The organism is Streptomyces sp. NPDC007205 (assembly GCF_040634095.1).
In the GTDB taxonomy this organism is placed as follows: Bacteria; Actinomycetota; Actinomycetes; order Streptomycetales; family Streptomycetaceae; genus Streptomyces.
This window is the reverse complement of sequence record NZ_JBEYEW010000052.1, coordinates 1-26,182: the sequence shown is the minus strand read 5'-3', so window position 1 is coordinate 26,182 and position 26,182 is coordinate 1. Positions and strand designations below refer to the sequence as shown.

Annotated in this window: 20 protein-coding genes and 9 pseudogenes; 17 read left to right on the top strand and 12 right to left on the bottom strand. The window is 68.4% G+C overall.

Annotation, left to right across the window (positions count from 1 at the left end):
* Window positions 1-1,199 (bottom strand): hypothetical protein (locus ABZ624_RS38530; RefSeq protein ID WP_360099528.1); only part of this gene is annotated, 1,199 nt, incomplete at its 3' end.
* A gap of 2 nt (window positions 1,200-1,201) precedes the next feature.
* Complete coding sequence (locus tag ABZ624_RS38525) at window positions 1,202-1,579, bottom strand: VOC family protein (protein WP_360099526.1); 378 nt, start codon at window positions 1,577-1,579, stop codon at window positions 1,202-1,204.
* Window positions 1,580-1,798: 219 nt separating this feature from the next.
* Between ABZ624_RS38525 and ABZ624_RS38520 the strand changes: the two genes are divergently transcribed.
* Window positions 1,799-2,158 (top strand): MarR family transcriptional regulator, encoded by a 360-nt coding sequence (locus ABZ624_RS38520; protein ID WP_360099532.1) that lies wholly within the window; start codon window positions 1,799-1,801, stop codon window positions 2,156-2,158.
* Between the two features lie 77 nt (window positions 2,159-2,235).
* On the opposite strand, the pseudogene ABZ624_RS38515 reads toward ABZ624_RS38520, so the two are convergent.
* Window positions 2,236-2,901, bottom strand: a pseudogene (locus ABZ624_RS38515) (IS5 family transposase); the annotation flags it as partial.
* Between the two features lie 1,028 nt (window positions 2,902-3,929).
* On the bottom strand, window positions 3,930-4,094 hold the full coding sequence (locus ABZ624_RS38510) for a hypothetical protein (protein WP_360099524.1): 165 nt from the start codon (window positions 4,092-4,094) through the stop codon (window positions 3,930-3,932).
* A 69-nt stretch (window positions 4,095-4,163) separates the two neighbouring features.
* Here ABZ624_RS38510 and ABZ624_RS38505 point away from each other — a divergent pair.
* Window positions 4,164-4,382, top strand: a pseudogene (locus ABZ624_RS38505) (transposase); the annotation flags it as partial.
* Between the two features lie 1,122 nt (window positions 4,383-5,504).
* Window positions 5,505-5,658 (top strand): annotated as a pseudogene (locus ABZ624_RS38500) (cold shock domain-containing protein).
* Window positions 5,659-5,768: 110 nt separating this feature from the next.
* Here the strand turns inward: ABZ624_RS38500 and ABZ624_RS38495 are convergent.
* The 3 genes from ABZ624_RS38495 to ABZ624_RS38485 all read right to left on the bottom strand — a co-directional run bounded on the left by ABZ624_RS38495 (window position 5,769) and on the right by ABZ624_RS38485 (window position 8,320).
* Complete coding sequence (locus ABZ624_RS38495) at window positions 5,769-6,146, bottom strand: hypothetical protein (RefSeq protein ID WP_360099522.1); 378 nt, start codon at window positions 6,144-6,146, stop codon at window positions 5,769-5,771.
* 477 nt (window positions 6,147-6,623) lie between these two features.
* The gene (locus tag ABZ624_RS38490) at window positions 6,624-7,088 is read right to left on the bottom strand and encodes a DUF3592 domain-containing protein (protein WP_360099520.1); all 465 of its coding nucleotides are present in this window, start codon (window positions 7,086-7,088) and stop codon (window positions 6,624-6,626) included.
* A 236-nt stretch (window positions 7,089-7,324) separates the two neighbouring features.
* The gene (locus ABZ624_RS38485; protein ID WP_360099518.1) at window positions 7,325-8,320 is read right to left on the bottom strand and encodes a helix-turn-helix domain-containing protein; all 996 of its coding nucleotides are present in this window, start codon (window positions 8,318-8,320) and stop codon (window positions 7,325-7,327) included.
* Window positions 8,321-8,387: 67 nt separating this feature from the next.
* On the opposite strand from ABZ624_RS38485, the gene ABZ624_RS38480 reads away from it, so the two are divergent.
* From ABZ624_RS38480 to ABZ624_RS38455, 6 genes are all read left to right on the top strand, one after another.
* The gene (locus ABZ624_RS38480; RefSeq protein WP_360099516.1) at window positions 8,388-9,293 is read left to right on the top strand and encodes an aldo/keto reductase; all 906 of its coding nucleotides are present in this window, start codon (window positions 8,388-8,390) and stop codon (window positions 9,291-9,293) included.
* A gap of 242 nt (window positions 9,294-9,535) precedes the next feature.
* Window positions 9,536-10,513, top strand: a complete 978-nt coding sequence (locus ABZ624_RS38475) for an IS630 family transposase (protein ID WP_360099530.1) — start codon at window positions 9,536-9,538, stop codon at window positions 10,511-10,513.
* 522 nt (window positions 10,514-11,035) lie between these two features.
* Window positions 11,036-11,179, top strand: a complete 144-nt coding sequence (locus ABZ624_RS38470) for a hypothetical protein (RefSeq protein ID WP_360099514.1) — start codon at window positions 11,036-11,038, stop codon at window positions 11,177-11,179.
* Window positions 11,180-11,181: 2 nt separating this feature from the next.
* Window positions 11,182-11,529, top strand: a complete 348-nt coding sequence (locus ABZ624_RS38465) for a hypothetical protein (RefSeq protein ID WP_360099512.1) — start codon at window positions 11,182-11,184, stop codon at window positions 11,527-11,529.
* A gap of 119 nt (window positions 11,530-11,648) precedes the next feature.
* Entirely contained in the window at window positions 11,649-12,092 is a 444-nt protein-coding gene (locus tag ABZ624_RS38460) for a hypothetical protein (protein WP_360099510.1), read from the top strand.
* 51 nt (window positions 12,093-12,143) lie between these two features.
* On the top strand, window positions 12,144-12,635 hold the full coding sequence (locus ABZ624_RS38455) for a hypothetical protein (protein ID WP_360099508.1): 492 nt from the start codon (window positions 12,144-12,146) through the stop codon (window positions 12,633-12,635).
* 565 nt (window positions 12,636-13,200) lie between these two features.
* Here ABZ624_RS38455 and ABZ624_RS38450 read toward each other — a convergent pair.
* The 3 genes from ABZ624_RS38450 to ABZ624_RS38440 all read right to left on the bottom strand — a co-directional run bounded on the left by ABZ624_RS38450 (window position 13,201) and on the right by ABZ624_RS38440 (window position 16,357).
* Window positions 13,201-13,638, bottom strand: coding sequence for an ester cyclase (locus ABZ624_RS38450; protein ID WP_360099506.1), 438 nt, complete (start codon window positions 13,636-13,638; stop codon window positions 13,201-13,203).
* Between the two features lie 97 nt (window positions 13,639-13,735).
* Window positions 13,736-15,073: a carotenoid oxygenase family protein gene (locus ABZ624_RS38445; RefSeq protein ID WP_360099504.1), complete on the bottom strand. Its 1,338-nt coding sequence runs from the start codon at window positions 15,071-15,073 to the stop codon at window positions 13,736-13,738.
* Between the two features lie 3 nt (window positions 15,074-15,076).
* Window positions 15,077-16,357, bottom strand: a complete 1,281-nt coding sequence (locus tag ABZ624_RS38440) for an MFS transporter (protein WP_360099502.1) — start codon at window positions 16,355-16,357, stop codon at window positions 15,077-15,079.
* A 141-nt stretch (window positions 16,358-16,498) separates the two neighbouring features.
* Between ABZ624_RS38440 and ABZ624_RS38435 the strand changes: the two genes are divergently transcribed.
* Window positions 16,499-19,162: an AAA family ATPase gene (locus ABZ624_RS38435; RefSeq protein ID WP_360099500.1), complete on the top strand. Its 2,664-nt coding sequence runs from the start codon at window positions 16,499-16,501 to the stop codon at window positions 19,160-19,162.
* Here the strand turns inward: ABZ624_RS38435 and ABZ624_RS38430 are convergent.
* Both ABZ624_RS38430 and ABZ624_RS38425 read right to left on the bottom strand, forming a co-directional pair.
* Window positions 19,124-19,498: a DUF2255 family protein gene (locus ABZ624_RS38430; RefSeq protein WP_360099498.1), complete on the bottom strand. Its 375-nt coding sequence runs from the start codon at window positions 19,496-19,498 to the stop codon at window positions 19,124-19,126. The genes ABZ624_RS38435 and ABZ624_RS38430 overlap by 39 nt on opposite strands.
* Window positions 19,499-19,567: 69 nt before the next feature.
* Window positions 19,568-19,678, bottom strand: a pseudogene (locus ABZ624_RS38425) (IS5/IS1182 family transposase); the annotation flags it as partial.
* On the opposite strand from ABZ624_RS38425, the pseudogene ABZ624_RS38420 reads away from it, so the two are divergent.
* The 7 genes and pseudogenes from ABZ624_RS38420 to ABZ624_RS38390 all read left to right on the top strand — a co-directional run.
* Window positions 19,678-19,803, top strand: a pseudogene (locus ABZ624_RS38420) (IS5/IS1182 family transposase); the annotation flags it as partial. The pseudogenes ABZ624_RS38425 and ABZ624_RS38420 overlap by 1 nt on opposite strands.
* Window positions 19,804-20,058: 255 nt before the next feature.
* Window positions 20,059-20,391: pseudogene (locus ABZ624_RS38415) on the top strand (ATP-binding cassette domain-containing protein); the annotation flags it as partial.
* Window positions 20,392-20,652: 261 nt separating this feature from the next.
* Window positions 20,653-21,511 (top strand): annotated as a pseudogene (locus ABZ624_RS38410) (DUF6192 family protein).
* Between the two features lie 3 nt (window positions 21,512-21,514).
* Window positions 21,515-21,925, top strand: a pseudogene (locus ABZ624_RS38405) (RacP protein); the annotation flags it as partial.
* Between the two features lie 51 nt (window positions 21,926-21,976).
* Window positions 21,977-22,573 (top strand): annotated as a pseudogene (locus ABZ624_RS38400) (IS5 family transposase); the annotation flags it as partial.
* Window positions 22,574-22,831: 258 nt separating this feature from the next.
* Entirely contained in the window at window positions 22,832-23,071 is a 240-nt protein-coding gene (locus tag ABZ624_RS38395; protein WP_360099496.1) for a MarR family winged helix-turn-helix transcriptional regulator, read from the top strand.
* Window positions 23,072-24,477: 1,406 nt separating this feature from the next.
* Window positions 24,478-25,800 carry a peptidase gene (locus ABZ624_RS38390; protein WP_360099494.1) on the top strand — a complete coding sequence of 441 codons (1,323 nt, stop codon included), beginning with the start codon at window positions 24,478-24,480 and terminating at the stop codon, window positions 25,798-25,800.
* Window positions 25,801-26,182 lie beyond the last annotated feature (382 nt).

Here is a 26,182-nt window from a genome sequence, read left to right as displayed (position 1 = left end):
CGAGCGATTCGACCCCCATGCGCAGGATGTCCCGCAGAGGAACGTTCCTGCATGCCGCCCCTGACCTGGGCATTCACGGAACTGCGGCCAGAACCGTGAAAATCGCCAGTCCTTCTCTCCCTTCCCCACTCGGTTGAGCAGTCAACAGGCAGCCGGGGGCTTGCCGGGTCGCGATGACTGTCTGAACGGGGCGACGCGCAGGTTGCGGAGAGGAGGCGGTAGGTCGGGTGGCTCCGGCGACGTTCGGTTACGCCGCGCTGCGCGTGCGCAACAGGAGGGCGACCCAGCTGCGGTAGGGCGCCCAGCGGTCGCTGATGCCGGCGAGGCGGTTCGCGTCGGAGGCATCCGGCTCGCTCAGGCCGTAGGCTCGCGCCATCGCGGCGTGCAGTCGGGGCTCTTGGCGTGGGAAGAGGTCGGGGTGTCCGGCGCCACGGATGAGGATCAGCTCGGCGGAAAAGGGGGCCGATGCCGGGCAGCGTCCGCAGGTGAGCAAGGGCGTCCTGGGCCGGCATCGCCCGCAGATGGCTTGCGTCGAGGTCACCGGCGAGAGCGGCGTCCGCGAGGTGGCGCAACCTTTCGGCCTTGGTGTCGGGCAGCCCGGGGATGCGGTCGAGTTGGCGCAGGACCAGCGGGGTGGGGAAGGCATGCAGGGTGCGGCCGGAGACGGTGACGTGTTGTCCGTGGTGTTCGGCGATGCGGGTTTTGATCGCGGCCGCTTGGACCATGCGGATGCGGTGGCCGATGACCGCCCAGGCCGCTGCTTCGTATGGGGAGTGGAAGCACACCGGCCGCAGGCCCGGGTATGCCGAGATGAGTTCGGCCACGACGGGATCACGCTGGGCGAGCTGGGGGAAGCCGCTGCCGTCGACGTCGAGGGAGAGGATGCGGGCCAGCTGCTGTCGCACCGCATCCACCCCGGGGGAAGGCGGAACGGGTTCGGTTTCTGTGGCCGTCCCGGCCCGCCCCTCGCGGGGCGGGCCGGTGTGCACGATGGCCTCCGCCTCCACCGTGCCCTGCGGGGCGTCTGCCTGCCTCACCTCGACGCCCACGGTCGAGTGACCGTCGTCGGTGGGGAACGCCAGGCGCAGCGCCTGGTCTTGTGCGGTGTCGTGATACCTGGCGGGGGTGAAGCCCTTCAGGAAGCTGAGACCGGCTGCGAGGGAGAACGGTCCTTGCGGGGTGATGGTGAAGGTGTACATGGTCAGTTCCCGTGGGCGGTGATGGCGTAGCCCTCGGGGCCGAGGAATGTGAACATCCTTCCGAACGGGCTGTCCTCCGGCTCCCTGACGATGGGGATCCCGGCGGCCTGGAGGCGGTCGTGGAGGGCCTCGGCGTCGCTGGTCTTGAACCATAGTGAGACGCCGAGGCCGGGCCGCTCCACGCTGTCGAGGTCCACGCCGGGCAGGGGCTCTCGGACGGCGAACGCGATCGGCTCGGTGGTGAACACCACGGCGCCGGGGGGCGAGGCGGGCGCCCGGCGCACCCCGAGCTGCGTCTCGAAGAAGGCAGCGGCCGCGTCGACGTCACGCACCTGCAGCGCGATGAAGTCCGGCCCGGCGACGGAGACGTTGGTGGTCATGGCTGCTCCTCAGTCGTGCACAATGTCAGGACTTTGACATGGGTGACGGTAGGCGCCTCCGCTCAGCTATGTCAAACTCCTGACATGAGTGATGAGACAACCACCGACCGGACTTCGCCCGACGACGGGACCGCCGAAGTGACCGCCGACGTGACCGCCGACGTGACCGAGCGACTGGGCTACCGCCTCAAGCGGGCCGCGGCCGCCCTGCGCGGCGCGATGGATGGAGCCCTGCGTGAGTACGGCCTGACCGTGCCGCAGTACGCCTGTCTCGAACTGCTCGACCAGCGCCCCGGGCTGTCCAACGCCGAACTGGCCCGCGGCACCTTCGTCACCCGGCAGTCCGTGAACGTAGTCCTGCGCGGACTGCAGGACGCCGGCCTCGTCACCCGCGCGGCCACCGCCGACCATGGCCGCGCCCTGCCTGCCCACCTCACCGAAGACGGCCACCGCCGCCTCGCCGCGGCACGCACCGCCGTCTACGCCATCGACCAGCAGATGGCCGATGCCGTCCCGCCGAAACGCCTCACTGCTCTTCTCGCCGACTTGAACCGGATGGCAGAGACACTCGGCGGATGAACCGGTCCGAAGACGGGATGACCTGTGGGTGGGGGGGAGGCAAGGTGAGTAGGTTGTTCGCCCGGGAGCCGCAGGTGGAACTGGTGGAGCCAAGCGAAGGTTCGCTCGACGACCCCCACCTCGTACGTCCCAGGCCGGAGCCGTGAGCGGTGCCGCGTCTCGCGATGTGGGGCTTGACGCCACGGTCCCGCAGCAGCCGTCGGAACTTGTCGAAGTCGTAGCCGCGGTCGGCGAACAGGTGCTTGGGCTTGTGAGGCGGACGTCATCGCAGCCCTCGTATGCGGGGTATCGCGTCCAGCAGGGGAATGAGCTGGGTGACGTCATGACGGTTAGCGCCGGTTACAGAGGCGGCCAGCGGAGCGCCGTGTCGGTCCACGATCACGTGGTGCTTGGATCCAGGGCGGCCGCGGTCGACGGGGGAGGGGCCGACGTGATCCGCCCTGTGAGTGCACGAACGTGGGAGCCGTCAATCGCGCAGTCGTCCATCTCCAACAGGCCCACCCTGCGCACCTCTGCGAGCAGGATCTGATGCACGCGAGGCCAAACCCCGGCCTCGGTCCAGTCTCGCAATCGGCGCCAGCTGGTTACCCCGGAACAGCCCACCAGCTGGGCAGGGACGTCTCGCCAAGCAACACCCGTCCGGAGGACGTAGACGATGCCGCCCAAGGCGACCCGATCGGGTATCCGAAGCCGACCAGGGTGGCGGGGCCTGCGAACAGGGGCCGTGGCAGCAACGGAGCTATGCGCTCCCCGGTTCATCAGGAACGAGGTCTGCCGACACAGGGCAGACCCTGCCCGTCGAGATCGTCAGTTGCCACCCGCCACACCGATCTCACTCTGAAATGAGCAGTAAGACCGGTCACGCCGACCGGAGCATGACTAGTACGTCCTGGTGGCAGCCAGCGCCGCCGCACGCCGAACGTGTCGTACACCGCGGCGGTTGGGACGCTCTGAGGAAGCGAGGACGTACGTCACGGCGCGAGCGCGCGGGGAGTGAGGCCGACCGGCGGGCCGCAGCAGCCCTTCGTCCGGCCCCAGCCCCTTGGCACCAGCAGACCGAACCTGTCGGCGGCCCCGCACCACGCGGCGGCTGCCAAGTCCGGCAGACGTCCTGGGTTCGCGCGTCGATGCCTGTCTTGGGTGATGGACGCGTTGCGGACGGCTGAATGGCATGAGACAGCTCATCCGTCACCACCCGGACAGTCCACTAGTAAATGCCACCGATATGGCGGCGCCGTGCCTACGGTCGACAACACTCCCGACCACAAATGGAGGCCGCACATGCTCAGACCCATCGCCATCATCCTCACTGGACTGATCACCACCGGGGTCCTCGCAGGAGGTGTTGCCGCCGCAGCCCCTGCGGCACACGCCTCCGTCGCGACCAGGCCGACACTTCTGGCAGACAGCGACCCCTGTATTCCGGGGTACATCCTCAACCTCCCTCTCTGCGTGACAGACGCTGTCGGCTGATTCGGAGTCTCTCCTGCCAGGCAGGTCGGCGAGCACGCGCGGGACCTCGGCCCACACGTGGTGCGGGATGAAGCCGCGTAGCGTCGCGTACCGCATCCCGTCCAGGATCGAGGACGCCGGCGCCGCTCCAGTGCGGCGGTGATGTCCTGGCTGAGCACCAATGTGTCGAAGACATCGATCCGGAAACCGTCGGCCAGCGGGTGCGAGCGGCCGAACGCGCTGCTGTACATGAGGGGAGCGTAGGTTCCTGCCGATGCGGCTGGGCACGGGTTTCACCGGCCGTGTCCGGTGCGGCAGATCAGATGTCCGGCGTGATCGCGTCGATCAGGACGTGCAGCTGGCGCACGAGGCCTTCGTCGACGTTGGCCTGGTCCAGAACCTCGGTGGCCGGGGCGAGCACGTCGATGAGCCGGCCGGACCGCACGGCCGGCGACACGTCGCGCAGCGAGGCGTGGAAGAACACCCCAGTCCACTGGCCATGGGCGAGGCCTTCGGTGAACTTCCGTTCGGCCCCGAGGGCCAGGGCGAGCGCCTGCCCGACTGGCTCGACGCCGTCCGGCAGGACGACCTGCCCAGTCTCCACACCTTCGCCGCAGGCATTGACCGCGACCGCGACGCCGTGATCGCCGGCCTGACTCTGCCGTGGAGCTCGGGCGTCGTGGAAGGGCACGTCAACCGGGTCAAGATGCTCAAGCGCCAGATGTTCGGCCGCGCAGGCTTCACCCTCCTGCGGAAGCGCGTCCTCATGTCCCTGAGCACCGACGACGGGAGGAACCCGATGGCGGCAGCATCGGCGGATGTGCAAGCCTTCTCCTCCCAGATGCCGACCGACAAGACTTTGATGAACCGCGACGACGCCCTCAATCGGCTCAGACACATCGCACATGAGAGGGCGTTCGGTAGACACGTCGGCTCTGACCGGCTCATTCAGGCAGGTCTGGACGCGCTGATTGCCGGGGTTGAGAGCCCGTCCCTCGCCATGCTGGCCGGCCTCCTTCGGAGCGAAGAACCCGAACCGCCAGCGCTCTTCGACCAGGTGCTGGAGGAGCTGGGACTACTCTTCCACCCGCCCGCGGGCCCCCGGGCCGCAAAGTGGGCGATGGCCTACTGGATCGCCGGTCAGATCGCCGACGGCTCCCTGGATCCCACCGCCGGCACCCACCCCATCTGGGCAGACATCGCCTACGACCTCGGCTACCCGCGGAGCTGGAACCCCTTGTGCACTGCGCGCACAATCTGGACAGCTGGGAGAAGAGCTGGGGCGTCTCCTTCGAGGAACGGTCAGCTCCTGTATGAGCCCCTTATTCAGCGTGGCCGCGTCACCGAAGTGGAGCCAGAAGCAACACTCGTGAACATCACTCGACCGCGGATCTGAGTGCCTCCCCAACCCGTGGACAGCCGCCGTCACGACTCGTGACGCCGCGGGTAACAGGCTGGCCCTGACGCTGCGCCGTGAACTTCACAGAGCTGACCGCGGCCGCCAGGACAGCGAAGCGAGCCGCTCGATAGAGGGCCGCTGGCCCCCGGCCAGAGGCAGCCGGGACCAGCGGCACGGCGACGGTGAACCACGATCTCAGGCAGCGGCATCCGTCTGATCCTGGCCCCGCTCATGGCATTGGCAGAGGTTCGCTTTCGCGCACCCGTCCGTCCTTACCCTCGCCTGTTCGGCCCCGATGCGCGGGACCTCCCTTGGGCTTCTCCGCTCAGCTTCAGACCACTCCGTTGCCGCAGGAGCCTGTCAGTGTGGGTACGGGCCCGCACACTGGCCCGCGCACCGCTCCACTCACCTCCTTTCCAGGCGGCTCGGTGCCGCTCCTGATGTGCGACCTCGTGTCACACGAAGTGGCTCAACGCCGAGAAGGGCTACGGCTTCATCGCCCAGGACGACGGAGGCCCGGACGTCTTCGCGCACTACTCGGAGACCAGGGAGTAACGGCTACCGCGAGCTCAAGGAGGGTGAGTCCGTCGCCGTCGAGATCGGGCAGGGGCAGAAGGGACCGCAGGCGCAGGCCATCGTCCGGGCCTGACCAGAGTACGCAACACCCCGGGTGAGGGCGGCTGCCTGAGCGACAGCCGCCCTCACCATTTGTACACGGTCACGTCCCTGCGGAAGGTTCCAGCGAGAGCTAATCTGTCGTCAGGGCAGCAGCGCCGGCGGTTCGTAGTACGCAGACCCGAGGCGGACCCCACCCGCCCACCGAGCGAAGATCTCTTCCTCACCGGGGCGACGGTCGAGGGCATGACCGCTGACGTAGAGCGTGATGATCTCTTCGTCCGATTCGGATAGGTCGAAGCGGACCTCCCGAGCCGCTTCGTAGACGCCGTAGCCGGAGACGTCGTGGACGGACATCCGGCCAGCCCGGCCGAAGACGATCGCGGGCTCCAGGTGCTCGAAGAAGACCCAGGTCTGCGGCAGCCCTCGATCGGAGGCAGAGACCTCCGCGAAGCCCACCGCACACCCGCGCACGACATGGTGGGTGTCGGTGCTCCGTGAGTCATCGGGGAGCACCGGCACGGCGTGGATGTGATCGTAGCCAGGTTGCTGACCGGCCCACTTCCACCCTTGGCAAGCGGTGCAGACGGTACTGGGCTGAGTGCGCATGGTGGTCGTCCCTTGAGGTGTCTTGGTCTGGCTGCTCAGAGCGAAGGTGGATTGCGGCGGGGTACTGACACCGGGGCTGAGGCGACGCTGGTGGCCGGGCCCATGGCGGAGTACAGCTAGCCGTCGGGCGACCTCGGGTCCTGGCCTTCCCCCCCCCGAGCCGGCGGTGAGGGGACCCCCTGCCCGACGGATGGCTCGAATCGTGAGGTTCCGGCTACGTTCCTACGTTCCAGGGACAGCACTTCTCTTTCTTCCTGCAGCGCGCTCCAGCCGGTCCGCAGCGCAGCTGGGACCTGCCCCGACTCCTGCCCGCGCGGGTCCGCCCGAGGCTGAGCGTCGAACTCGTGGCATGAGCCATGTGGTTGAAGGGGCGGCGTCGCCTCGTCCGGTTCAGAGCCTGCTCGACACGGCTCCGAGGAAGAACCCCAGCCCGATCACGACGAATAGCACGCCGATTGCGACGAAGAGCCACCAGAAGCCGTTGCCCTCAGCCGGGAGCGTCCAGCGCGACGGATCCGCCGGGTCGTAGCGGACCTCGACGCGGGTACCTACGGGGAGGGTCCTGTTCTTGGGGCGAGCTATGTTCGTCCTGGTTTCCATAGCTCGGCCATCGTCCGTGCTCCAAGCGATGACTGGGTAGTACACGGTGGTCCCGGAGCTGAGGCTGGTGCTCGTGGTGTCCGAGACCGGTGCGATACGGGTCTGCTCAAGGCGGGTCACCATGCCCCGCGCCCTCGTGCCTTCTCGAAGCAGGCGCCGAGCCTGTCGAACCTTGAGGAAAGCGGCGACGCCAACGGCGGCCCCTGCAGGCGTGAAGAGCGACGCGAAGAGCCAAAGGACCTGGGAAGAAGACATAGGTTCCATGGTCGCGCATTGCCCGGTTCACCACTTGAGCGCGACGTGCACTTTGCCGAGCGTGTCGGGGACGGCGCCGCGATCGGATCCGGGGTAGAGCGTAACAAGCATGAGCCGATCATTCCTGGCTGGCGGTGGCGGTGGCTGTGTCAGGCCTCAGCCGGAGCAGGACGCCAAGGCGTGCTCGAGCAGCCTTGGTGGTCGACTCCGGAAATCCTTCGGGGGTTGACCAAGTCTCAGGCGGAGGCGGCTTGGAGAAGGGTTTCGGCTGCGGCGGTGCGGGCGTAGAGGACGGAGCGGCCGGCGCGGTGTGCGCTGACCAGGCCCGCGTTGCGTAGCGCGGTCAGATATTGGGATACCGCGGCGGGCGAGAGCCCAGTGCGGTGGGCCAGCTGTGTGGTGGAGGCCGGGGTTTCCAAGTCGGTCAGCAGCAGGGCTCGGGAGCGGCCGAGTACGGTGGAGAGGGCCCCGGCCCGGGTGACGGGCCGCGCAGTCCACAGGGAGCCGATGCCGCGCGCCGGATAGACGAGTTGTGGTGGGTCCGGCAGCGTTGTTCGGGTGCGCAGTCCCGGTCCGGTGAAGGCCGAGGGGATCAGCAGCAGTCCTGTGCCTGCTGTCGTGCGGGGCAGCGGCTGCTTTCGGCGGGGCAGCCGGAGCGCGTTGTCGTCCCAGCTCACCGACGCGTGTAGGTCGTTGAGGAGGCGGCCCGCGCCGTGCTCGGCGACCATGCGGGCCCGGTAGAAGACGTCTGCGTCCAGTACAGCTCGGATCCGTGCCCAGTAGGGGGCGAGTACCAGTTCCCAGTACGCCTCGATCTCTTCTGCCACCTTGGCCAGGCGGGTCTGCGGGTCTGCGTGCAGGCTCCTCAGCCGGGGGCCGAGCTCTCCCTGGTGGCGGGCCAGGTGGTCGAGGTCCTGGCGTACCCGGTCAGCGGGCGAGGCCCGGATCGCGTCCAGCTCTGCCGCCGGTGTGGGGGCCGGTCCGGCGGGGGCGGGGTTGAGGAAGTCGGGGACGTAGCCGGTGGGCGGGATCAGCTCGCAGAGCCAGCCTCGGTCCAGCCCGGCGGCCACCAGGCGTGGCCGTACCTGGTCGACCCAGGGCCGGTGGATGGGATGCGCGGTGGTTGACGTCAGCAGGCGGAAGCTGGGCGCGACCTCCCACATCGGTGAGACGGCGAACCGCACCCGCGCCAGATCGTTCGCCGAGAACGCCAGCTCTGCCAGGACGACCACCCCTCAGTGGATTCAGGCATATGTGAATCAATGGCGGCCCAGCCTACCGTGCGCAGATCATCGCGCCATGACCTCACAGACGATCACCGCGGCGGCATCAGGCACCTTCGAGCTCGGCGACCTGACGGTCAACCGGGTCGGGTTCGGCGCGATGCGCCTGCCGCAGCACGGCGAGGCGTTCGCGGCCGATGCCGTCCCACGCGACCGTGACCAGGCGATCGGTGTGCTGCGCCGCGCGGTCGAACTCGGCGTGAACCACATCGACACCGCCGCGTTCTACTTTTCGCCACTGCGCTCCGCCAACGAGCTGATCAACCGGGCCCTGGCCCCCTACCCGGACGACCTCGTGATCACCACCAAGGTCGGACCGGGCCGCGATCCCGCAGGTCGCTGGCTGCCGCACGCGACCCCGGAGCAGCTGCGCGGCCAGGTCGAGGACAACCTGCGCCAGCTCGGCCGCGACCACCTCGACGTGGTGAACCTGCGCATCGTCGGCACCGATTCCATCGCCGAACGCTTCGGGGCACTGGCCGACCTGCGCCAGGCCGGGCTCATCCGTCATCTGGGCCTGTCCAACGTCCGCCCCCACCACCTCGCCGAGGCCCAGGCCATCGCACCGGTGGTCTGCGTCCAGAACATGTACGGCATCGGCGCATCGCCCGAGCAGAAGGAGTTCCTGGACCTCTGCGGTGAACAGCGCATCGCCTTCGTGCCGTTCTACTCGATCGCCGGCACCGGACGCGAAGGCGGCGCGACCACTGACGACAGCAGGGAAGTGCACGCCATCGCACGCGCCCACGGGGTGAGCACAGCCCAGATCCGGCTCGCGTGGACCCTGCACCAGGGCTCTCACGTCCTGGCCATCCCCGGCACCGGCGACCCCGACCACCTCGCCCAGAACGTGGCCGCCGGCAGCCTGCGCCTGTCCGGAGGCGAACTCACCGCCCTGGACTCCCACCACGAAACAGCATGAGCAGGACCCCCACGGCGTTGTGATCCACTTCTGCTGATCGGCCTGTCTGCCTTGTTTCTTCCTGCCGCCCGCCCGATCGTCCTGACTGCCGCCGAGCGGCACCGGCTGAAAAAGGCGGCCTACGGCCACAAGACTCCCCACCAGGCCAGGGGCCGGTCACAGATCGTGCTCCTGGCGACTCGGGGCAGGTCCAATGCGCGGATCGCTGCCGAGCTGGGCGTGCACGTGGATACCGTGCGCACCTGTGGGGCCGTTTCGCAGACGGCGGCCCGCCCGCTCTGGCCGACCTAAAGCGCAGCGGGCGCCCGCCCCGCTTCATCCCCATGCAGGTCGCCGAGGCCAAGGCCCTGGCCTGCCAGCTCCCAGCCGAGACTGGGTTGCCCTTGTCGCGCCGGTCGTGCCCGGAGCTGGCCGCCGAGCTGACCGCGCGCGGCGTCACCGACACCGTCTCAGCGTCCACCGTGCGCCGCTGGCTGCGACAGGACGCGCTCAAACCCTGGCAGTACCGGTCCTGGATCTTCATCCGGGACCCGCACTTCCCCACCAAGGTCCAGCGCGTCCTTGACCTGTACGCCCGCACCTACGAAGGCGAACTCCTTGGCGCGGACGAGTACGTCATCTCCAGCGACGAGAAGACTTCGGTCCAGGCCCGCTGCCGCTGCCACCCGACCCTGGCCCCGCGCCGGGCCAGGGCGATGCGCGTCAACCATCAGTACGGCCGCGGCGACGCGCTGATCTACCTGGCCGCCTACGACGTCCATCGGGCGAAGGTCTTCGGCCGCTGCGAGGCCACCACCGGCATCGTGCCGTTCATGGCCCTGGTCGAACAGGTCATGACGCAGGAGCCCTACGCCGGCGCGAAGCGCGTCTTCTGGATCGTCGACAACGGCTCCTCCCACCGGGGGAAGAAGGCCGTCGACCGCCTGATCAAGGCGTTTCCGAACGCGGTCATGGTCCACACCCCCGTGCATGCCTCCCGGACAAACCAGACCGAGATCTTCTTCTCGATCGTCCAGCGCAAGGTCGTCCAACCCAACGACTTCACGGACCTGACCCAGGTCCGGGACCGGCTCCGAGCATTCGAAAACCGCTACAACGCCCCGGCACAGCCGTTCCAGTGGAGGTTCACCACCTCCGACCTGGACGATCTGCTGGCCCGGCTCGACCGACACACGTCCACCGACCGACACCAAGAATCCTCCATCGCCCTGGCAGCATGATCAACCCCCGAAGGATTTCCGGAGTCGACCAGTTAGCGGCAGCGGCCAGGTTCCGGAGGGGCTGGCGGCGCGCGCCGGTCCGCAGGATCGCGAGAACTTTTTGAAGTACCGCGTTGAGCCGGGTGGGCTCTGGCAGGTCGTTCATGTTGACCACCGTGACGTTGGGGCTGATCGGCCGGTGCAGTACGTCGTCGGCGATGTCCTTCAAGTCCAGCAGCCGCTTGGCGTGCTGCTTGTTGGTCCTCTGCATGGTGAACGGGTGCCGGCTCGCCACCTGCTTGTATTCCCGGAACCCGAACAGCGGGGGATATGGTCCAAGACGGCGCGGACGAGGGCGGCGCAGGCGTAGGGATTGCCCGCCATGAAGTTGTCGTTCAACTCCCGGCAGAGGCCAAGGAGTTTATGCAGCCTCCACGTCGTCTTCTGCGCCGAGGGCCCGGCGCCGGCCGCCTACGAGCAGGACCAGGCGCTGGGGTACATGGCCCGGGCCGCCGGCGCCCTGGCACGAGGCCCTCGAGCCCCGTGGCGCCAGAGGATCTCGCAGCGCACCAGCAGGAGCTGCAGCACCTCGGTCGCCGTGTCCTCGACTCCATCGCGCTCGTCCTCACCCAGCGGGAGCCGTCCATTGCCCGTCCGGCCGACGCCGCCGAGCCCGAGGGGAGTTGAGAGTGCCCGCTTCCGACTTTGTGCCCCGCTCGTTCCCGGCGCTGTACGACCGCTTCGACTCCTTCGTCCAGGCCCGCCTGGAGGAAGCCCGCAGCGGCGTGCCGGCCGGGAGCGAGGCCGCGCGTGCGCCGGACGCCCTGCAGTACCTGGCCGGCCGGGCGGCGTGCGCCGGAGACCTGCTGCGCACCGGCGTTCGGGTGCACCCCGACCAGGCGGTGCGGGAGGCACGCGCGGACGAGGCGGGGGAGACGCTGCGGCACATCGCCCGGCGCTGGCACGAGCACCCGGACTACGCGCCGAGTACGCGCAGACCTGGCGGGACCCGACCGTGGAGGAGAACCGGGGTCTGAACTCGTCACGCCGACAGGAGCGGTGTGCCGCCCAACACACCGCTAACCACCACAAACAGTGATCAGAAGTAGTAAAGCTCCCTCCCGGCGCCTCACCGCTCCCGAAAGGCTGTCCGACCATGTCCGTCGCTCGTGCCCTGCGGCTCGGTGACGCCACGGCCCAGGGCACCGAAGCCTCCGACCTCGAGGAGGTCGAGGTCGTCTACGGCGAGATCATTGACGACGAGGAGCTGCTGCCAGCCACCGTCCCAGCGCCCCAGTCCCTGGTGGACCAGCACACGATCCTCTACCCGGGCCAGGCGCTGCCGACCGTGGCCGACGCCCCGCGGTACACGCGGCGCGACTACGAGGTGTCGCCGGAGACAGCGCGGGGCACCAGCCAGGCCCGCGGCCTGCTGCGCGAGTACCGCAAGGACTGGCTCAAGCGGAACCGGGTCAGGAAGGCTCCGGGGATCACGGCCGCCATGGCCGCGCGATGGGCGACACCTGCGACCTGCGGCACCCGATCGGCTTGCGCGACCGGTTCGTCATCCTGGTGTGCCGAAAGGCCCCCACAGGAGTAGCGAGCTGGGCCACCCCTCACCATCGAGGACCTGACGGTCGAAGACGGCGGCATGGCCCAGTGGGTCGCCTACTCCAAGACCGACCAAGACGCTCACGGCGAGGAGACCTGGGTACCTGCCGACGCCGACGATCCCCACTACGATCCGGTCGACGAGGCCACCCGGGACTGGCTGAACTGCCTCCACCGGCTGGGCGTGAAGTCCGGCCCGGTGCTCCGGGCGCTCGCCGTTGCCGGCACGCTGCAGTCGCGGGCAAGCGCCACCGCGAGCGGCGTTTTCGTCACCGGTGACGCCATCAGCGGCTGGATCCGCGGCCGGGCGTACCAGGACTGTCTGAAAGACTGGCACAAGATCACCGCGCATGGGCTGCGGCGCGGCCGAGTGCAGGAGATCGCGGACGCGGGCGGGGATCCGACCAAGCAAGGACGGTGGAAGGAGGGCTCCGTGACCGTGAAGAAGGAGTACCTCGACCGTGCCCAGAGCAGGGCGGAGAACCCGTGGCACAAGGTGGCCGAGCAACAGCGCGCCGAGGCGCAGCGGTGAGCCCTCCCGATGGCCGGGAGGAGGGCGAGGCCGGAGCACTTCCACGTCACGATGACGTTCCGGGAGGGCGGCCCAGCCGTGGAGGGCACTTGGGTCGGACTCAGACGTGGCGCTGCGCAAGTTGGAGTGCCGGTAGTCGAGCATGCTCGGATCGCTCTCACCCGCGTCAACAGTGACAGACCGGGACCGCTCGATCCGCTGATCTCCGGTCTGTCAGCCGCCACGGCGGTGTGCCCGTCGCCGGACTCGCGGTCGCGGCCGGCCCGAACACCGCTGATCCCGCCTCCGAGGACTCCCACGACGGGGCAAGACAGCTGTCTGTCGGCACCGGCCGGGTCCGGTTCCCGCTCGTGCGATGGGTGGTCGCCCCGCGCACGAAGTGGCAGGCGCGGCGTCTGGCCGCCGGCTTCGGTGAAGGGATGCACGCCCGGACCACGCGGGTGATGGCGCGCCTGACCTTTTGGATGGGGGTCGTTCGCGGACCGGTCGGATGTACGGGGCCGGGCCCGCGCCGCACTGGTGACAGTGCGGCGCGGGCGGCTCCGGCAGACGGGCTGCACGCTGTTCACGACAGTTCGCGGACACCGAGTTGCTGTACGAACAGCAGGCTGTCGGCGTTGGCCCAGTACTCGGCGAGCATGCCGTCCTTGACCAGCAGGGTGTCGGTGCCGGTGAAGCGGACGCGGTTGCCCACGGCGTCGTCGGACGCGCCCGGGAAGCCTCCGGCGTAGGTGCCTTCGGCTGCCCAGCGGACCACCAGGTAATCGTCAGTGGCGATCGGGCCGACCGTGATCTCGAAGCTGAGGTCCCGCAGGATGGTGTGGATGCCGGCCACCCAACCGTTCAGGCCCTCGCGGCCGTGCACGGTGTCGTCGCCAGAGCCGGTGATGGGGGCGGCGTGCGCGACGAAGTCAGGGGCGATGATCTTGTCGGTCTGGGACAGGTCGTTGTTCCACAGGGCCTTCCACGGCTCGGCGAGCAGGGCGTTGCCGGAAGCGGACATGGCAGTCCTCCTTCGTGGTGATGGGTTTCTTCCAGGACATGCGGCGCGCGGTCATTGCCGTTCGCCACAGGCTGTGGGGGGGCTGGGGTGGGGCGGGTCAGGCAGACAGTTCGGTATCGGGGATCCAGTGGCCGTGGATACCGGCGGGCACCCTGCGGGGGAGTTCGACGGCTGCCACGGTGCTCAGGTCGCTGGCGTCCAGGACGAGCAGCTCCGAGGCGTCGGCCTTGAGGTCGCTGACGATGGTGAGCAGGTAGCCGTCGTCCTCGGTGGTCCCGCCTTCGGAGGGTGTGAAGACGGCCTCGCCGGGCATGCGGCCCTCGCCGTGCGCGAGCAGCTTCTCCTGGCCGGTCCGTGTGTCGAACTTGACGGTGTGGTAGCCCGACAGGCCCGCGCCGGGGAAGGCGATGGCGTAGCTGTAGCGGTAGGCCGAACCGGTGTGGGCTTCGTTGATCGACGGGAACTCGGTGGCCAGGTCGTTGAGGGACTCAGTGGTGACCTTGCCCGTGGCCGGGTCCATGACCCACCGGTAGAAGGTGGAGCCGGCGTCGGGGCTGGTGCCGTAGCCGGGAGCGCCGACCCACCACTTCCATGAGTTCTCCCAGGCGGACCGGTCGAAGCTCGGTGCTTCGAGGACGATCCGGCCCCGTGCGTCGGTGTAGGCGTTGGTGACGTGCAACAGCGCCGCTTGGTCGGACACCTCGAACCAGGTGGTCTCGCCCCCTGCGCGCGGCATCACGCCGATGCGCAGCGGGACGTCGTCGTGCCAGCGGTAGGGGATGCCGGAGTGCTCGGCGTGGTCGAAGACCACCGGCGAGTTGATGAAGACGACGTGCTCGCGGGTGATGGCGAAGTCGTGCATGAGCGAGGGGCCGGAGCCGTCGATGACCTCCGACTTGACGATGTCGCCGGAGGCGTCGGCCACGTAGTAGGTCAGGTACGGCGGGAACGGGCTGTAGCTGAAGAAGTGCAGCTCGCCGGTCTCCGGGTCCTCTTTGGGGTGGGCGGTCATCGCGCTGGTGAGCTTGCCGCCGAAGTCGTAGACGCCGATCGTGTCGAGGTCGGCGCTGACCTCCCAGGGCAGGTTGGCCTCCTGCAGGGCCAGGTAGCGTCCCCCGTGGAAGATGATGTTGGTGGCGGCGGCGCTGACCTCGAGCTCGGTTCCGGTGAACGGCACGCCGTCCAGGAAGGGGGTGCGTACCCAGCGGTTTCGGTACCACTCGGCCCGGCCACCCCTGAGGCGGACGCCGTGGATCATTCCCTCGCCGCGGAACCAGTGGGTGGGGGTGATGCCAGGCTTGGGGTTGTGGCCGTTCCGGAAGTAGCGGCCGTCCAGCTCGGGCGGGAGGGTGCCGCGCACCGTCAGCTCGCGGCCGGTGATCTCGTCGGTGACGGGGGTGAAGTGGCCGTTGATGTACGGCTTGTCCAGGGTCATGGTTCAGGCCTTTCGCATCGAGAGAGCCGAGATGAGCAGGGTCAGAGCGGCGCAGGCCAGGAAGGCCGCGCCGTAGGAGGGGAGCAGGGTCATGAAGGACAGGCCGGTGGCTCCGCCGATCTGCCGGGTGGCGTTGACCAGCCCACCGGCCATGCCGCTGTCGGCGGCCGGGACGCCCGCGGAGGACATCGCGGTGAGCCGGACGAACGCCACGCCAAGGCCGATGCCGATGAGGAGCGTCGGACCGAGCAGATCTACGGGGAAGGTGCCGTCGGCCGGGGTTCGGGACAGCCAGGCCAGTCCGGCCGCGAGGACCAGCAGGCCCACGGGGAGCACGTAGCGGCCGGAGACTTTGCCGGTGACCCAGGACGAGAGGGTGATCATGAGGGCGAGGGGAAGCTGGGTCAGCCCGGCCTCCAAGGGCGCGTAGCCGAGGGCGCGTTGCTGGTAGAGAGGCAGGAAGTAGAACAGGCCGAGCCAGACCGCGCCCAGCAGGGCCATGAGTACGTTGGGCACCGCCACGATCTTCATGCGCGTCGGCAGCAGCGGGTCGGCGGAGCGGCGCTGGAGCGCCACGAACAGGCCGAGCAAGGCCAGACCGATCACGGCGAGCGGCCAGGGGCCGGACAGGCCGTAGGTGAGCGCGACCAGTCCCGCCGTCACCGTCACCGCCCCCGGCGCGTCCAGGCTTCCGCCGCGTGGCCGGTCGGCCCCGACCAGCAGCCAGGTGGCCACCAGGGCTGCCAGAGCGAAGGGCACCATCACGACGAACACCGCACGCCAGCCGTACAGGCCGGTGAGCAGCCCGCTCAGCAGCACGCCTGCCGCGCCGCCGGCACCGGAGACCGCGCCCCACACTCCGAGCGCGGTGCCACGCCGCTCCCTGTCGGGATAGATCGTCAGGACGAGGGCCAGCGCCGTGGGCGCCAGCAACGCGGCGCCGATTCCCTGCACTGCCCTGCAGGCGATCAACACGATCGCTGTGGGCGCCAGTGCCGCGCCCAGGGAGGAGAGCGCGAACAGGCCGATGCCGAGCAGGAACACGCGGCGAAGGCCGTATACGTCCCCGGCGCGCCCGCCCAGCAGCAACAGCGCGCCGAAGACCAGTACGTAGGCGTTGATCGTCCACGCCTGGCCCGTGTCCGACAGATCGAGCCCGGCCCGGATCTGGGGGAGGGCGACGTTCACGATCGACGTGCTCAGCACGACCAGGAACTGGGCAGTGGCCAGGACCGCCAGCGATGTCCAGCCGGTGGTGATCGGTTGCCTTGCGGTGCGGGTCATGGCTCGACACTCGCAGCGGGCGCCCGCCGCTCGCGTCGGTAGTCATCGCCTATACGACTCCCTGCGGGACGGCTGCTGGGCCACTGGAGTCCGTTCTGGATTCCCCTGCGGCACACCACACCACCGCATAGGTTTTCGAACATGCCCGAGACACACACGGATGAGCTGATCGGTCGTCAAGGCGAGATACAGCAGCTCGACGCCCTACTCGAAGCGGCGCGGAAGAGCCGGGGCGGTGCCCTGGTCCTGCGCGGCGAGCCGGGCATCGGCAAGAGCGCGCTGCTGCGGCACCTGGACGAGGCCGCCACCGGATTCCTCGTCATGCGGGCGTCCGGCGCGGAGTTCGAGACGGAGCTGCCGTTCGCCGCACTGCACCAGTTGCTCGCGCCCGTCACCGACCGGCTGATGGCGCTGCCTGCGCAGCACCGCAAGGCGCTGGAGATCGCCTTCGGCCTCGACACCGGCACACCCCATCCGTTCCTGGTCGGCGTCGCGTCGCTGGGCCTACTGGCAGAGACCGCGCGGGAACGCCCGCTCCTGTGCGTCGTCGACGACGCACAATGGCTGGACCAGGCGTCGGCCAAGGCGCTGGCCTTCCTGGCCCGCCGGATCTCGGCCGAGTCGATCGCCCTCGTGTTCGCGGTGCGCGAGCCGAGCCGCCTGCCCGAGCTGGACGGGCTGCCCGGCCATTCGCTTCAGGGTCTTGGCGAGTCGGATGCCCGCGCGCTGCTGGCCGCGGCGATCCGCGCCCCGTTGGACGAGCGGGTGCGCGACCGCATCCTGGCCGAGGCGCGCGGCAACCCCCTCGCGCTGGTGGAGCTTCCCAGGACCGCCGGACTCGGCGGGATGGCGGGCGGATTCGCCCAGCCCGACTCGGTTCCCCGTGTGATCGAGCAGAGCTTCCGGTCCCGGCTGGAGCTCCTGCCGCCGGAGGCCCGGCTGCTGGTGACCGTCGCCGCCGCCGACCCGATCGGCGACCCTGGCCTGCTGTGGCGCGCGGCCGAACTCCTGGGCATCGACGCGGCTGCCGCAGCGGAGACCGTCCCGCTGGTCGAGTTCGGTACCCGGATTCGGTTCAGCCATCCCCTCGCCCGCTCGGCCGCCTACCGCGCCGCGGCACCGGAGGAGCGGCGAAGGGCGCACGAGGCGCTGGCCGCCGTATCCGACCCGGTCGCCGACCCCGACCGGAGGGCCTGGCACCGCGCCCAGGCCAGTGCCGGACCGGACGAGCGCGTCGCCGCCGAGCTCGAAGCCTCCGCTACCCGCGCCCGCGAACGTGGCGGTGTCGCGGCGGCGGCGGCCTTCCTCGAACGCTCGGCCGCGCTCACGATCGGCCCGGTCCAACGCGCCGAGCGGGTCCTCGCCGCGGCCGACGCCAAGCTCTCGGTGGGCGACTTCGACAAGGCGGCCGAACTGCTCACCACCATCCGGACCGATGATCCGGGCCAGGCCGCCAGGGCCGACCTGCTCCGCGGCAGGCTGTCGTTCGTCCGCCGCCGCGGAGACGAAGGCCCCACGGAATACCTCCTGCGTGCCGCCGCCCGGCTGGCGGCCACCGACCCCGCCTGGTCACGGGAGTGCTATCTGGACGCCATCGAGATGGGCGTCCTGCTCGGCGGACTCGACCAAGTGGTGAACGCCGTCAGGAAGGCCCCGCCGTCGGATGAGCCGACGTCCGGCGCGGCGGCGGTCCTGGCCGGCCTCACCAGCCTCGTCGGCAACGGGCATCTGGCGGCGGCGGAGATCCTCAGGCCGGTCGTCGGCGACGTCGACCACGAGGTGTGGGCCAGGCGGCCGTCACTGGGCTTCATGGTGGCCACCGAGCTGTGGAACCGCGACGCCCTGTACGGCATCGCCACCCGTGCCGTCGCGGCCGGCCGCGAGTCGGGCTCTTTCCACGCGCTGCCCATCGGACTGGCCATGCAGGCCGCCGTGACCGTGCACACCGGCGACTTCGGTGCCGCGATGGAGCTGATCTCCGAGGAGGAGGCGATCGCCGACGCCACTGGCGCGGCACCACTGGTCTACCCGCGCCTCCACCTGGCCGCGTTGCGGGGGCAGCGCAAGGACGCCGCCGAACTGTTCGCGTCGGTGGATCACCGGATGAGCCTGAGCGTGCAGTGGGCGACGGCCGTGCTCAGCAATGGCCTCGCCGACTACCCGGCCGCACTGAGGGCGGCGAAGCAAGCGGTCGAGTACGGCGCCATCGGCACGTCGAGCCTTGCCCTGCCCGAGCTGGTCGAGGCGGCCGTACGATGCGGCGAGACGGAGGTCGCCGCCGAGGCCCTCGCGTCCCTCCAGGAGCGCACGCAGGCGGGCCGGCACGCGTGGGGCCTTGGCGTCGAGGCCTATGCGCGGGCCCTGGTGACCGGGGATGAGTCCGCCTACCAGGAGGCGATCGGTCTGCTCGACGACGGCGCGCTGGTCGTCTACCGCGCCCGGGCACAGCTGCTGTACGGGGAGTGGCTGCGCCGCCAGGGCCGACGGCGTGACGCCCGGTCCGCGCTGCGCCCCGCGCACGAAGCGCTGTCCGACCTCGGTCTGGAGGCCTTCGCCGAGCGCGCCGCCGGCGAGTTGCGCGCCACGGGTGAGCAGGCCCGCAGCCGCACGTCGAAGGCATCGGACCAGCTGACGATGCAGGAGGTGCACATCGCACGCCTGGTCGCCGACGGCGCCACCTCCAAGGAGGCGGCGGCGAAGCTGTTCCTCAGCCCGCGGACGGTCGACGCGCACCTGCGCAACATCTTCCGCAAGCTCGGGCTCACTTCACGCAGGCAACTGCGAGACCTGCCCGAGATTCGTTAGCCGCATGGTGGTGGCCGCGGCCTCGGGCCCGTTCATCGACTCCACGGGGCCGGGCCAGTTCAACCCGTACTTGGCCCGGTAGGCACCGGAGACACGCTGGACGAGCTCGGGGTCGTCCACCGGCTGGAGGGTGACGGACAGCCGGTCCCCGGCCACCTTCACCTCCGTGTCCGCGTGCCCCAGCACCCGGCGGTACCAGGCACTGCGCCGCCCGAAAGCCGAGCGGACATACGCCTCCCCGTCGAGCACCACCACCCAGACCGTCCTGGCCGACCACCGGCCATCCGCATGCCGTACCCACAAAACGATCTCCGCACGATCCATAGAAGCGTTCATGACCCAACTTTCACCGTGTCGGCACCACGTACGCGTCGGCGGTCTTCGCCTAAGGTTCTGTCCCTTTGGTCATCTGCGAGCCCAGATGAGGATGGCCGCGAGGTCGAGTGCGGTCTCGTAGGCGACGGCGAGTTTGTCGGTGCCGTTGGCCAAGCGGCGCCACTGCTTGAGGCGTCGGACTGCGGGACTGGAAGGAGGCCGGGGTCCGGCAGCGCCTGCACGAGCTGCTGCTCTCCGAGCTGCGGGCCGCGGACCTGCCGGACGTCTCCCGCGCGGCGGTCGACTCCAGCCACGTCCGCGCGATGATGAGCAGCTTCCAGATCGGCGATGCCTGCGGCCGGCCCCTTGGGGAGGACGCGTTAGGCGCGGTGCTGAAAGGTGGTCCAGTCGCAGCGAATCTTGGGCGACAGGCGGTAGATGCCGCTGCGGTCGCGTGGGGGGTAGAGGTTGCTGTCGGCGTGTCGGCGAGGCGGTTGCGCAGCTCGCTGATGCGGGCCTGAACGGTGGGCTTCGACCAGGGTTTACGCGGAGCCATGGCCCCGCGTACGGAGTCGCTGCTGCTGCCGGGCTTAAAATAGAGCAGGGCAAGCTTACATGTGCGTCGGCGCCGGGTGGGCTTCGTCTTCCAGGCGTTCAATCCCGCGCCCGCGCTCACGGTCCGGCAGAACATCACCTTGCCGTTGCGGCTGGCAGGAGAGCGCGCCGACCGGGGCTGGCTGGATGAGATCATCCAGCGGGTCGGGTTAACCGGGCGGGTCAACCACCGGCCGTCACAGCTGTCCGGTGGTCAGCAGCAATGGGTCGCCATCGCCCGGGCCCTCATCACGCGGCCCGACGTCATCTTCGGTGACGAGCCGACCGGTGCACTGGACACTGTCACAGCCAAGGAGATTCGTCGTATTTCCGGTCCGACTCTCGGTCGGGAAGCGAGCCGGGTCTCGCCACGGCCGCGGGCCGTGCTCCGGCCCGCGGAGATCGCGGCCGAGCTGCGCAAACTGGTGGAGACCGCCAGCCGGATCCAGTTCACGGTCGGCGACTACGCGCTCGAAGTCGAGCCGGTGCGCGAGGCCGGCGGTCAGGAGAAGAGCGACTCCCTGTTCACGGTCAAGGGGTCCCTGTTCCGCCTGGCCGAGGACATCGGGCTGTCCTACGCGATGGTGGACAAGACCCGGTGGACTGCGTCGAAGTGGCCGAAGGACCGGCGGGTGACCGGGGTGTCGTTCACGGTCCACAACATCCTGGCGTCGATCGCCGACGACGAGGAACGGTTCGCCACCATCCTCACCCCGCCTGAGGGAAAGTCCCGCCGGACGCCGGACCAGGCGAACCGGCGGGTCGGCCGGCAGGTCGTCAAACCCGTCACCCCCGTCAGCGCGATTCACACCCTCGCCCAGGACGAGGAGGTCGCCGCCACCGTCACCGGTGATCTGCTGCGGCCTCCGGCGGTCGTCGCGCAGGTCAAGGACGAGGACAAGGTCCGGGCGGTGGAGGAACTGACCCGGGAGGACCAGGTCGCAGCCGCCGTCGCCCCGAACTTCCTGCGCCGCCCCGCGGTCGTCGCCCGCGTTGCCAAGGCGGACAAGGTGAAGGTCGTCGAGGAACTGACCCGTGACGAGCACGTCGCCGCCGAGGTGACCACCGGCCTGCTGCGCAGGCCGGACGTCGCCTTCAAGGCGATGTCGGACGACACCGCCCGCGACCAGGTCAATCACGCGCAGGTCGAGCGGGGCGGGCAGGCCCGCGAGCACTTCGAGAACACCAGCCCCGGCGATCCGCAACATCGACCGGTCGGTGGAGTTCCCGGACCTGGTCATCGCCTGCCACGCGTTCGTCGCGGCGGCCGGCCGCGTCGCCCCCGGCATGCGCGACCGCCAGTTTAGCGACGACGAACGCACCATCGTCCACGAGAACGTCGCCCGCGTCAGGGCAACCCTGGACTGGATCGAGACCGCGGTCGACATCGGCAAGGTGGATGTCGATGGCGAGTTGGCCCGCCTGCTGCAAGATGAGTAGGCGATGCCCCGCGCTTCCGAGCGCAGATCACCCGCCGCCCATCGACACGCCGACACCGTCCGGATCGTACTCTTCGAGGCTCGCCCGGCCGGTCTGACCTTCAACCAGCTGGTAAGAGCCAGCGAACTGTCGCCCCATCAGACCCGCGCAGGACTTGCCTGCCTGCGGGACACCATCGCCGAACGCGGCTGGCCGCCCCTGATCTGGACCCGCCCGGACGGCTGCAAGTTCTGCTCGGACCCGGCCGAGCTCCAGGCATACGAGGTCGCGATCATCCGGGGGAAGCTCACCGAGATCCGCCGGTTCATCACCGGCGTCGTCGCCCCGCACGCGGCCCTCCAACCCAAGGGCTGCTGGATCAAGCACCTCAACACCCAGCTCAGCTCGGTCGAGTCCACGCTCGACGTGATCGCCGACTTCACCGACGCCTGGCCGGCCCCGCCCCGTCCTGGAGGGAGGGAATGTTTGCCGCGCAGGCGCTGCTACCCCTCCGACACCTGGGACGACGAATGGGCCCTGATCGAGGCCCTGTTGTCGACACCGGCCTGCGAAACGAAGGCTGGCGGCCGACCCGAGAAGCACCCCCGTCGGGAGATAGTGGACGCCATCCGCTACGTGGTCGATACCGGATGCAAGTGGAGGGCCCTGCCCAAGGACTTCCCGCCCTGGCGCACGTGTTACGGGTTCATGGCCCGCTGAGCCGCCGCCGGCGTCATCGGACAGATCCGTGACCACTCCGCAAACGCATCCACCGCGAGATGGGCAAGGCGCCCGGCGCGGTCGCCACCGTCATCGACTCCCAGTCGATCAAGGCCGCCGAAACCGTCGGCAAGGACTCGCGCGGCTACGACGCTGGCAAGAAAATCAACGGCCGCAAACGGCACCTGGTCGTGGACACCAAGGGCCTGCCGCTGTTCGTCACGGTCACCCCGGCCGACATGACCGACCGCAACGCGGCCAAGGAAGTGCTGTTCCGACTGCGGCTGATGCACCCCGAAATCACCATCGTCTGGGCCGACTCCGCCTAATGCCGGACAGCTCGTGACCTGGGCAAAGACTTACTGACGGTCACAGTGCCACCAAGAGGTCACCAGGCCCGGACCGCCGCCCTGAGCACCACTTTCCCACCGTCCATGAAGCCTGTCAGCGGCTTCACCACGTCAGCCCATACAGACGTCAGTCAATTCCGGCAATTTCCACCGGGCTATCGGCCGGGGCAGTGACGAAAGAACGTAACAGGACTCATCGTGGACCAGCAGACCAGCAGACCAGCAGACCAGGCAGACCAGCGAGTGGATCTTCCTGACGAACCACGCCCGCGTGCTGCCGGCCATCGCACGCGAGCCTTCCGCCCGCCTCCGCGACATCGCCGCAACCTGCCGCATCACCGAACGCACAGCACCGAGGATCGTCTCCGACCTCGAAGAGGCCGGCTATCTCAGCCGTGAGAGAGACGGACGGCGCACGGCAGTACACCCTTCACCTGGAGGGCGCACTCCGTCATCCGGCAGAAGCCCACGTGCCCGTTCGGAGCCTGCGGGACCTCTTCACTCGCCGTGACAGCGAGCGCTGAAGCAACCGCCCAACACCTCCCACAAGCTGCTACTCATGTCCACATGTCATGCCAGGTATCAGAAACACGTACCCAGCATGGGACCATGCCGCGCATTTGAGCAACGAACGCATAGACCCCGGCGTGACCCGGTAGAGCTGTGTTCTGACGAAGACGGCCGCCTCTGAGCTACGAACGTTCAAAAAGACCCGGAACGATCAAGCGGCCCGCGAGAGCGGGCCGACAAGATCACTCCGCCCGGCCCCCGCTACCCGTCCGGACGCCGCTTCACGCACCCACGGAGAGCCCCTGCTGCCGCGACGCGGCTCCGGCTGGTGTGGTCTCTCCGCGTCGGCGCGGCCATCTCCATGATGCACGAGCGTGTGGAAAAACCGCATCTCGCCCAGTATGGCGACATGGAAGCAGACGGCCGAGTGCCTGGAGGGAGCAGGCGCCGACGCGAAGATCAGTATCGAGGCGCAGCCAACGGCCGCGCGCTGCAGAGCAGTACCGCTTGTCGCTGCGCGCCAACACCGACAGCGGCTTGTCCTGTTGTCCTCATGGACCGGTACCCAGGATCACGCCTCCTCATCGCGCATGCCAGGGCCCTTGGATGCGGAGGTGCTTGTGAGAAGCGGCGTCGATCAGAGTGCGGTCGGCCAGGGGCTTGGCTAGGGTGACCTGAACGGGTACATACCCAACGTTCGCAGGGCATGGCGGTGCAGAGCGAGTTATCCCTTGCAGCGTCAGAGCGACCTTCTTGCCTGTTTCCTTGGCTGAAAGACGGACGGCTTCCTGGCATCCGCCAACGGCGCCACGCGTGTGAAGTACAAGGCCGTTCGAGGATGTCGTGATGGGCTGAGTGATCTTCTCTTCGGAGAGCTTGGCCCGGAAAGTTGCCGTTGTGCTGGAGTCGCCTCCTTTGGGCCGAGCCGATGTGGCGCTGCCGCAGCCAACCATGCCCAGCAAGCAGGCCGACAGCAGGATGACACGGCCTAGCATCTGTCTCGTCATACTTGTTCGACGGGTGAGCGTGCCGCCCGGTTCCCTGACCACGGCTTCGGCTTGGCCGAGCGAAGCGGAGCTGGCTCAGCGACTCGGCCGAGACAAGCAGCTTGCTCGTGTGCGCACGGTGAACACCCTCATGCAGGTGTGATCGGTTCCTCCCGCGCAGCGACCAACGCATCCCCTCTCGCCTCACAAGTGGTCTTGATCACCTTTTTTACCGTTACTGGCATGTACGCGCCATCCGTAAAGGCTATGGTGATGCTGTTTCGGTAATGCGGCTTTTACTGCACCTTGCCCAGGCTGGCTGGTGTGCCAGTTAATTTGAACATTTTAGCCCAGGGGGGGCTCGTTGATAAAGAATTCCAAAAGACTTTCGATACTCGCTGCTGGCGTCGCTGGACTAGCATTGTTCGCAGGTATCAGCACTCCGAACGCCCAAGCGGTCGACGTTTCTGATTCTGTGACAGGCTCAGGGACGCTGACGCTGGCACAAATAGCAGCCATGCAGCCCCCAGCCCAGAGCCGCATTCTCGATCCACTGCGAAAACTCGCCGCTGCGCTCGATACAGCAGGGAAGAAGGCAGAGGCGGACGTTTATTCCACCGTGCGCATCGATGCACCGCGCGGAATAGTCCACGTGTCACTCACCAATCCAGCGGATGGCCCGAAGGTGATTCGTGCCGCGTTGAAGGTCGACAGGAACATCGACGTCCACCGCATCGCGGTGGAGCGGGCCCCGTACACGCTAAAGCAACTCCACACAGCCCGAGAGAAACTCCTTGCCCAGGCCGCCTCACATCAGCTCCCCTATCACGTCTACACCGTCGCGGTGGCCACAGATGGATCATCTCTGCAAATAGGCGTGGACAAGCCCGCGACGGCCCAGGCTCACACACCTCTCGTCCACACCGCGGTCGCCACCGGGTCGACCCCGGCCAACATCCTCGACGGAGTTGCCGTCACGTTCCAGCAGGGAGAGCAGCCACGACCCACCGACCAGGCGAGCATCAAATGGGACGACAGCTCCCCGCAGATCGGCGGTGACGTGATCACCGACGGCGACTACTACTGCACAACTGGCCTGCCCGCCGTGACAAGCGCAAACGTGCCAGTCATGATCACGGCGAACCACTGCTTCCAGACAGGTCGCTCCGTCTACACGGCCGGCGGAGCCCACCCTGCTTTCGGCAAGTACTACACCTCTACCACAGGGGCGCTCGGAAGCTATGTCGGAAAGGTCACCGGAAACTCGGGGGCCTGGGACGCGGAAGAGTTGACCGGCGGCCACAACAACAGCGATGTCCAGCTCAGTGACACCTGGCATCCCGTCACCTCGGCAGCGTACTCCCATACTGGCGACCTGGTTTGCCAGGCCGGAGGAGCTTCCTACTTCATGGGTTACGGAAACGTGTGCGGTATCGAGGTCACCAACCAAGATATCACCTACAGTCTCAACGACTGGAGCGGTACACACAACGTCCGCGGTGTGGAAGGCACCCGACTGGCGTCCAATCAGCCTTGGGTAAATGCTGAAGGCGACAGCGGGGGCATGGTGTACTCAGTGAGCGGATCCACGTATCAGGCTCGCGGCGTCGATTCCGCTGGCTCGGGACCGTGCTGTTATGCCCGTCCCGACACTGGTAAGGACGTGGCCTTCAATTACATCTTCTGGACTGAAGCGCCTGACATCCTGGGGCGCTTCGGACTCAAGCTCAATCCTGCACGATAACCCCAGGGCGATTGAAAAATCCCGGGATACTTGTGGGTGCGCAGGTCACAGCAGTGTGACGATGGTGGATGGATGCGCGACCACACGCTACGAAGCTCCGTTGCTGAGGTGACCTTCCCAAGTCCCCCTCACGCAACGGAGCTTTGATGTGCCGCCAGTCTTCCCCGTCTGTCTTGTCAAGTCGCCCACCCGTCAGCACCGCGCGACGGGTCCGTCGGCCGAGCGGCATTTGGCACGAGCGCCGGGGCCGGATCCAGGGCTTGGTCAAAGCCGTTATTTAAGACCGTGAGGCTTTTCAATTTGGCCACCGATCGGGTGACGAGGCCGGTCGAGTAACGGGCGAGGCCCTCGGACTGTTGAGCGAGATGTCTGAAGTCTCAAC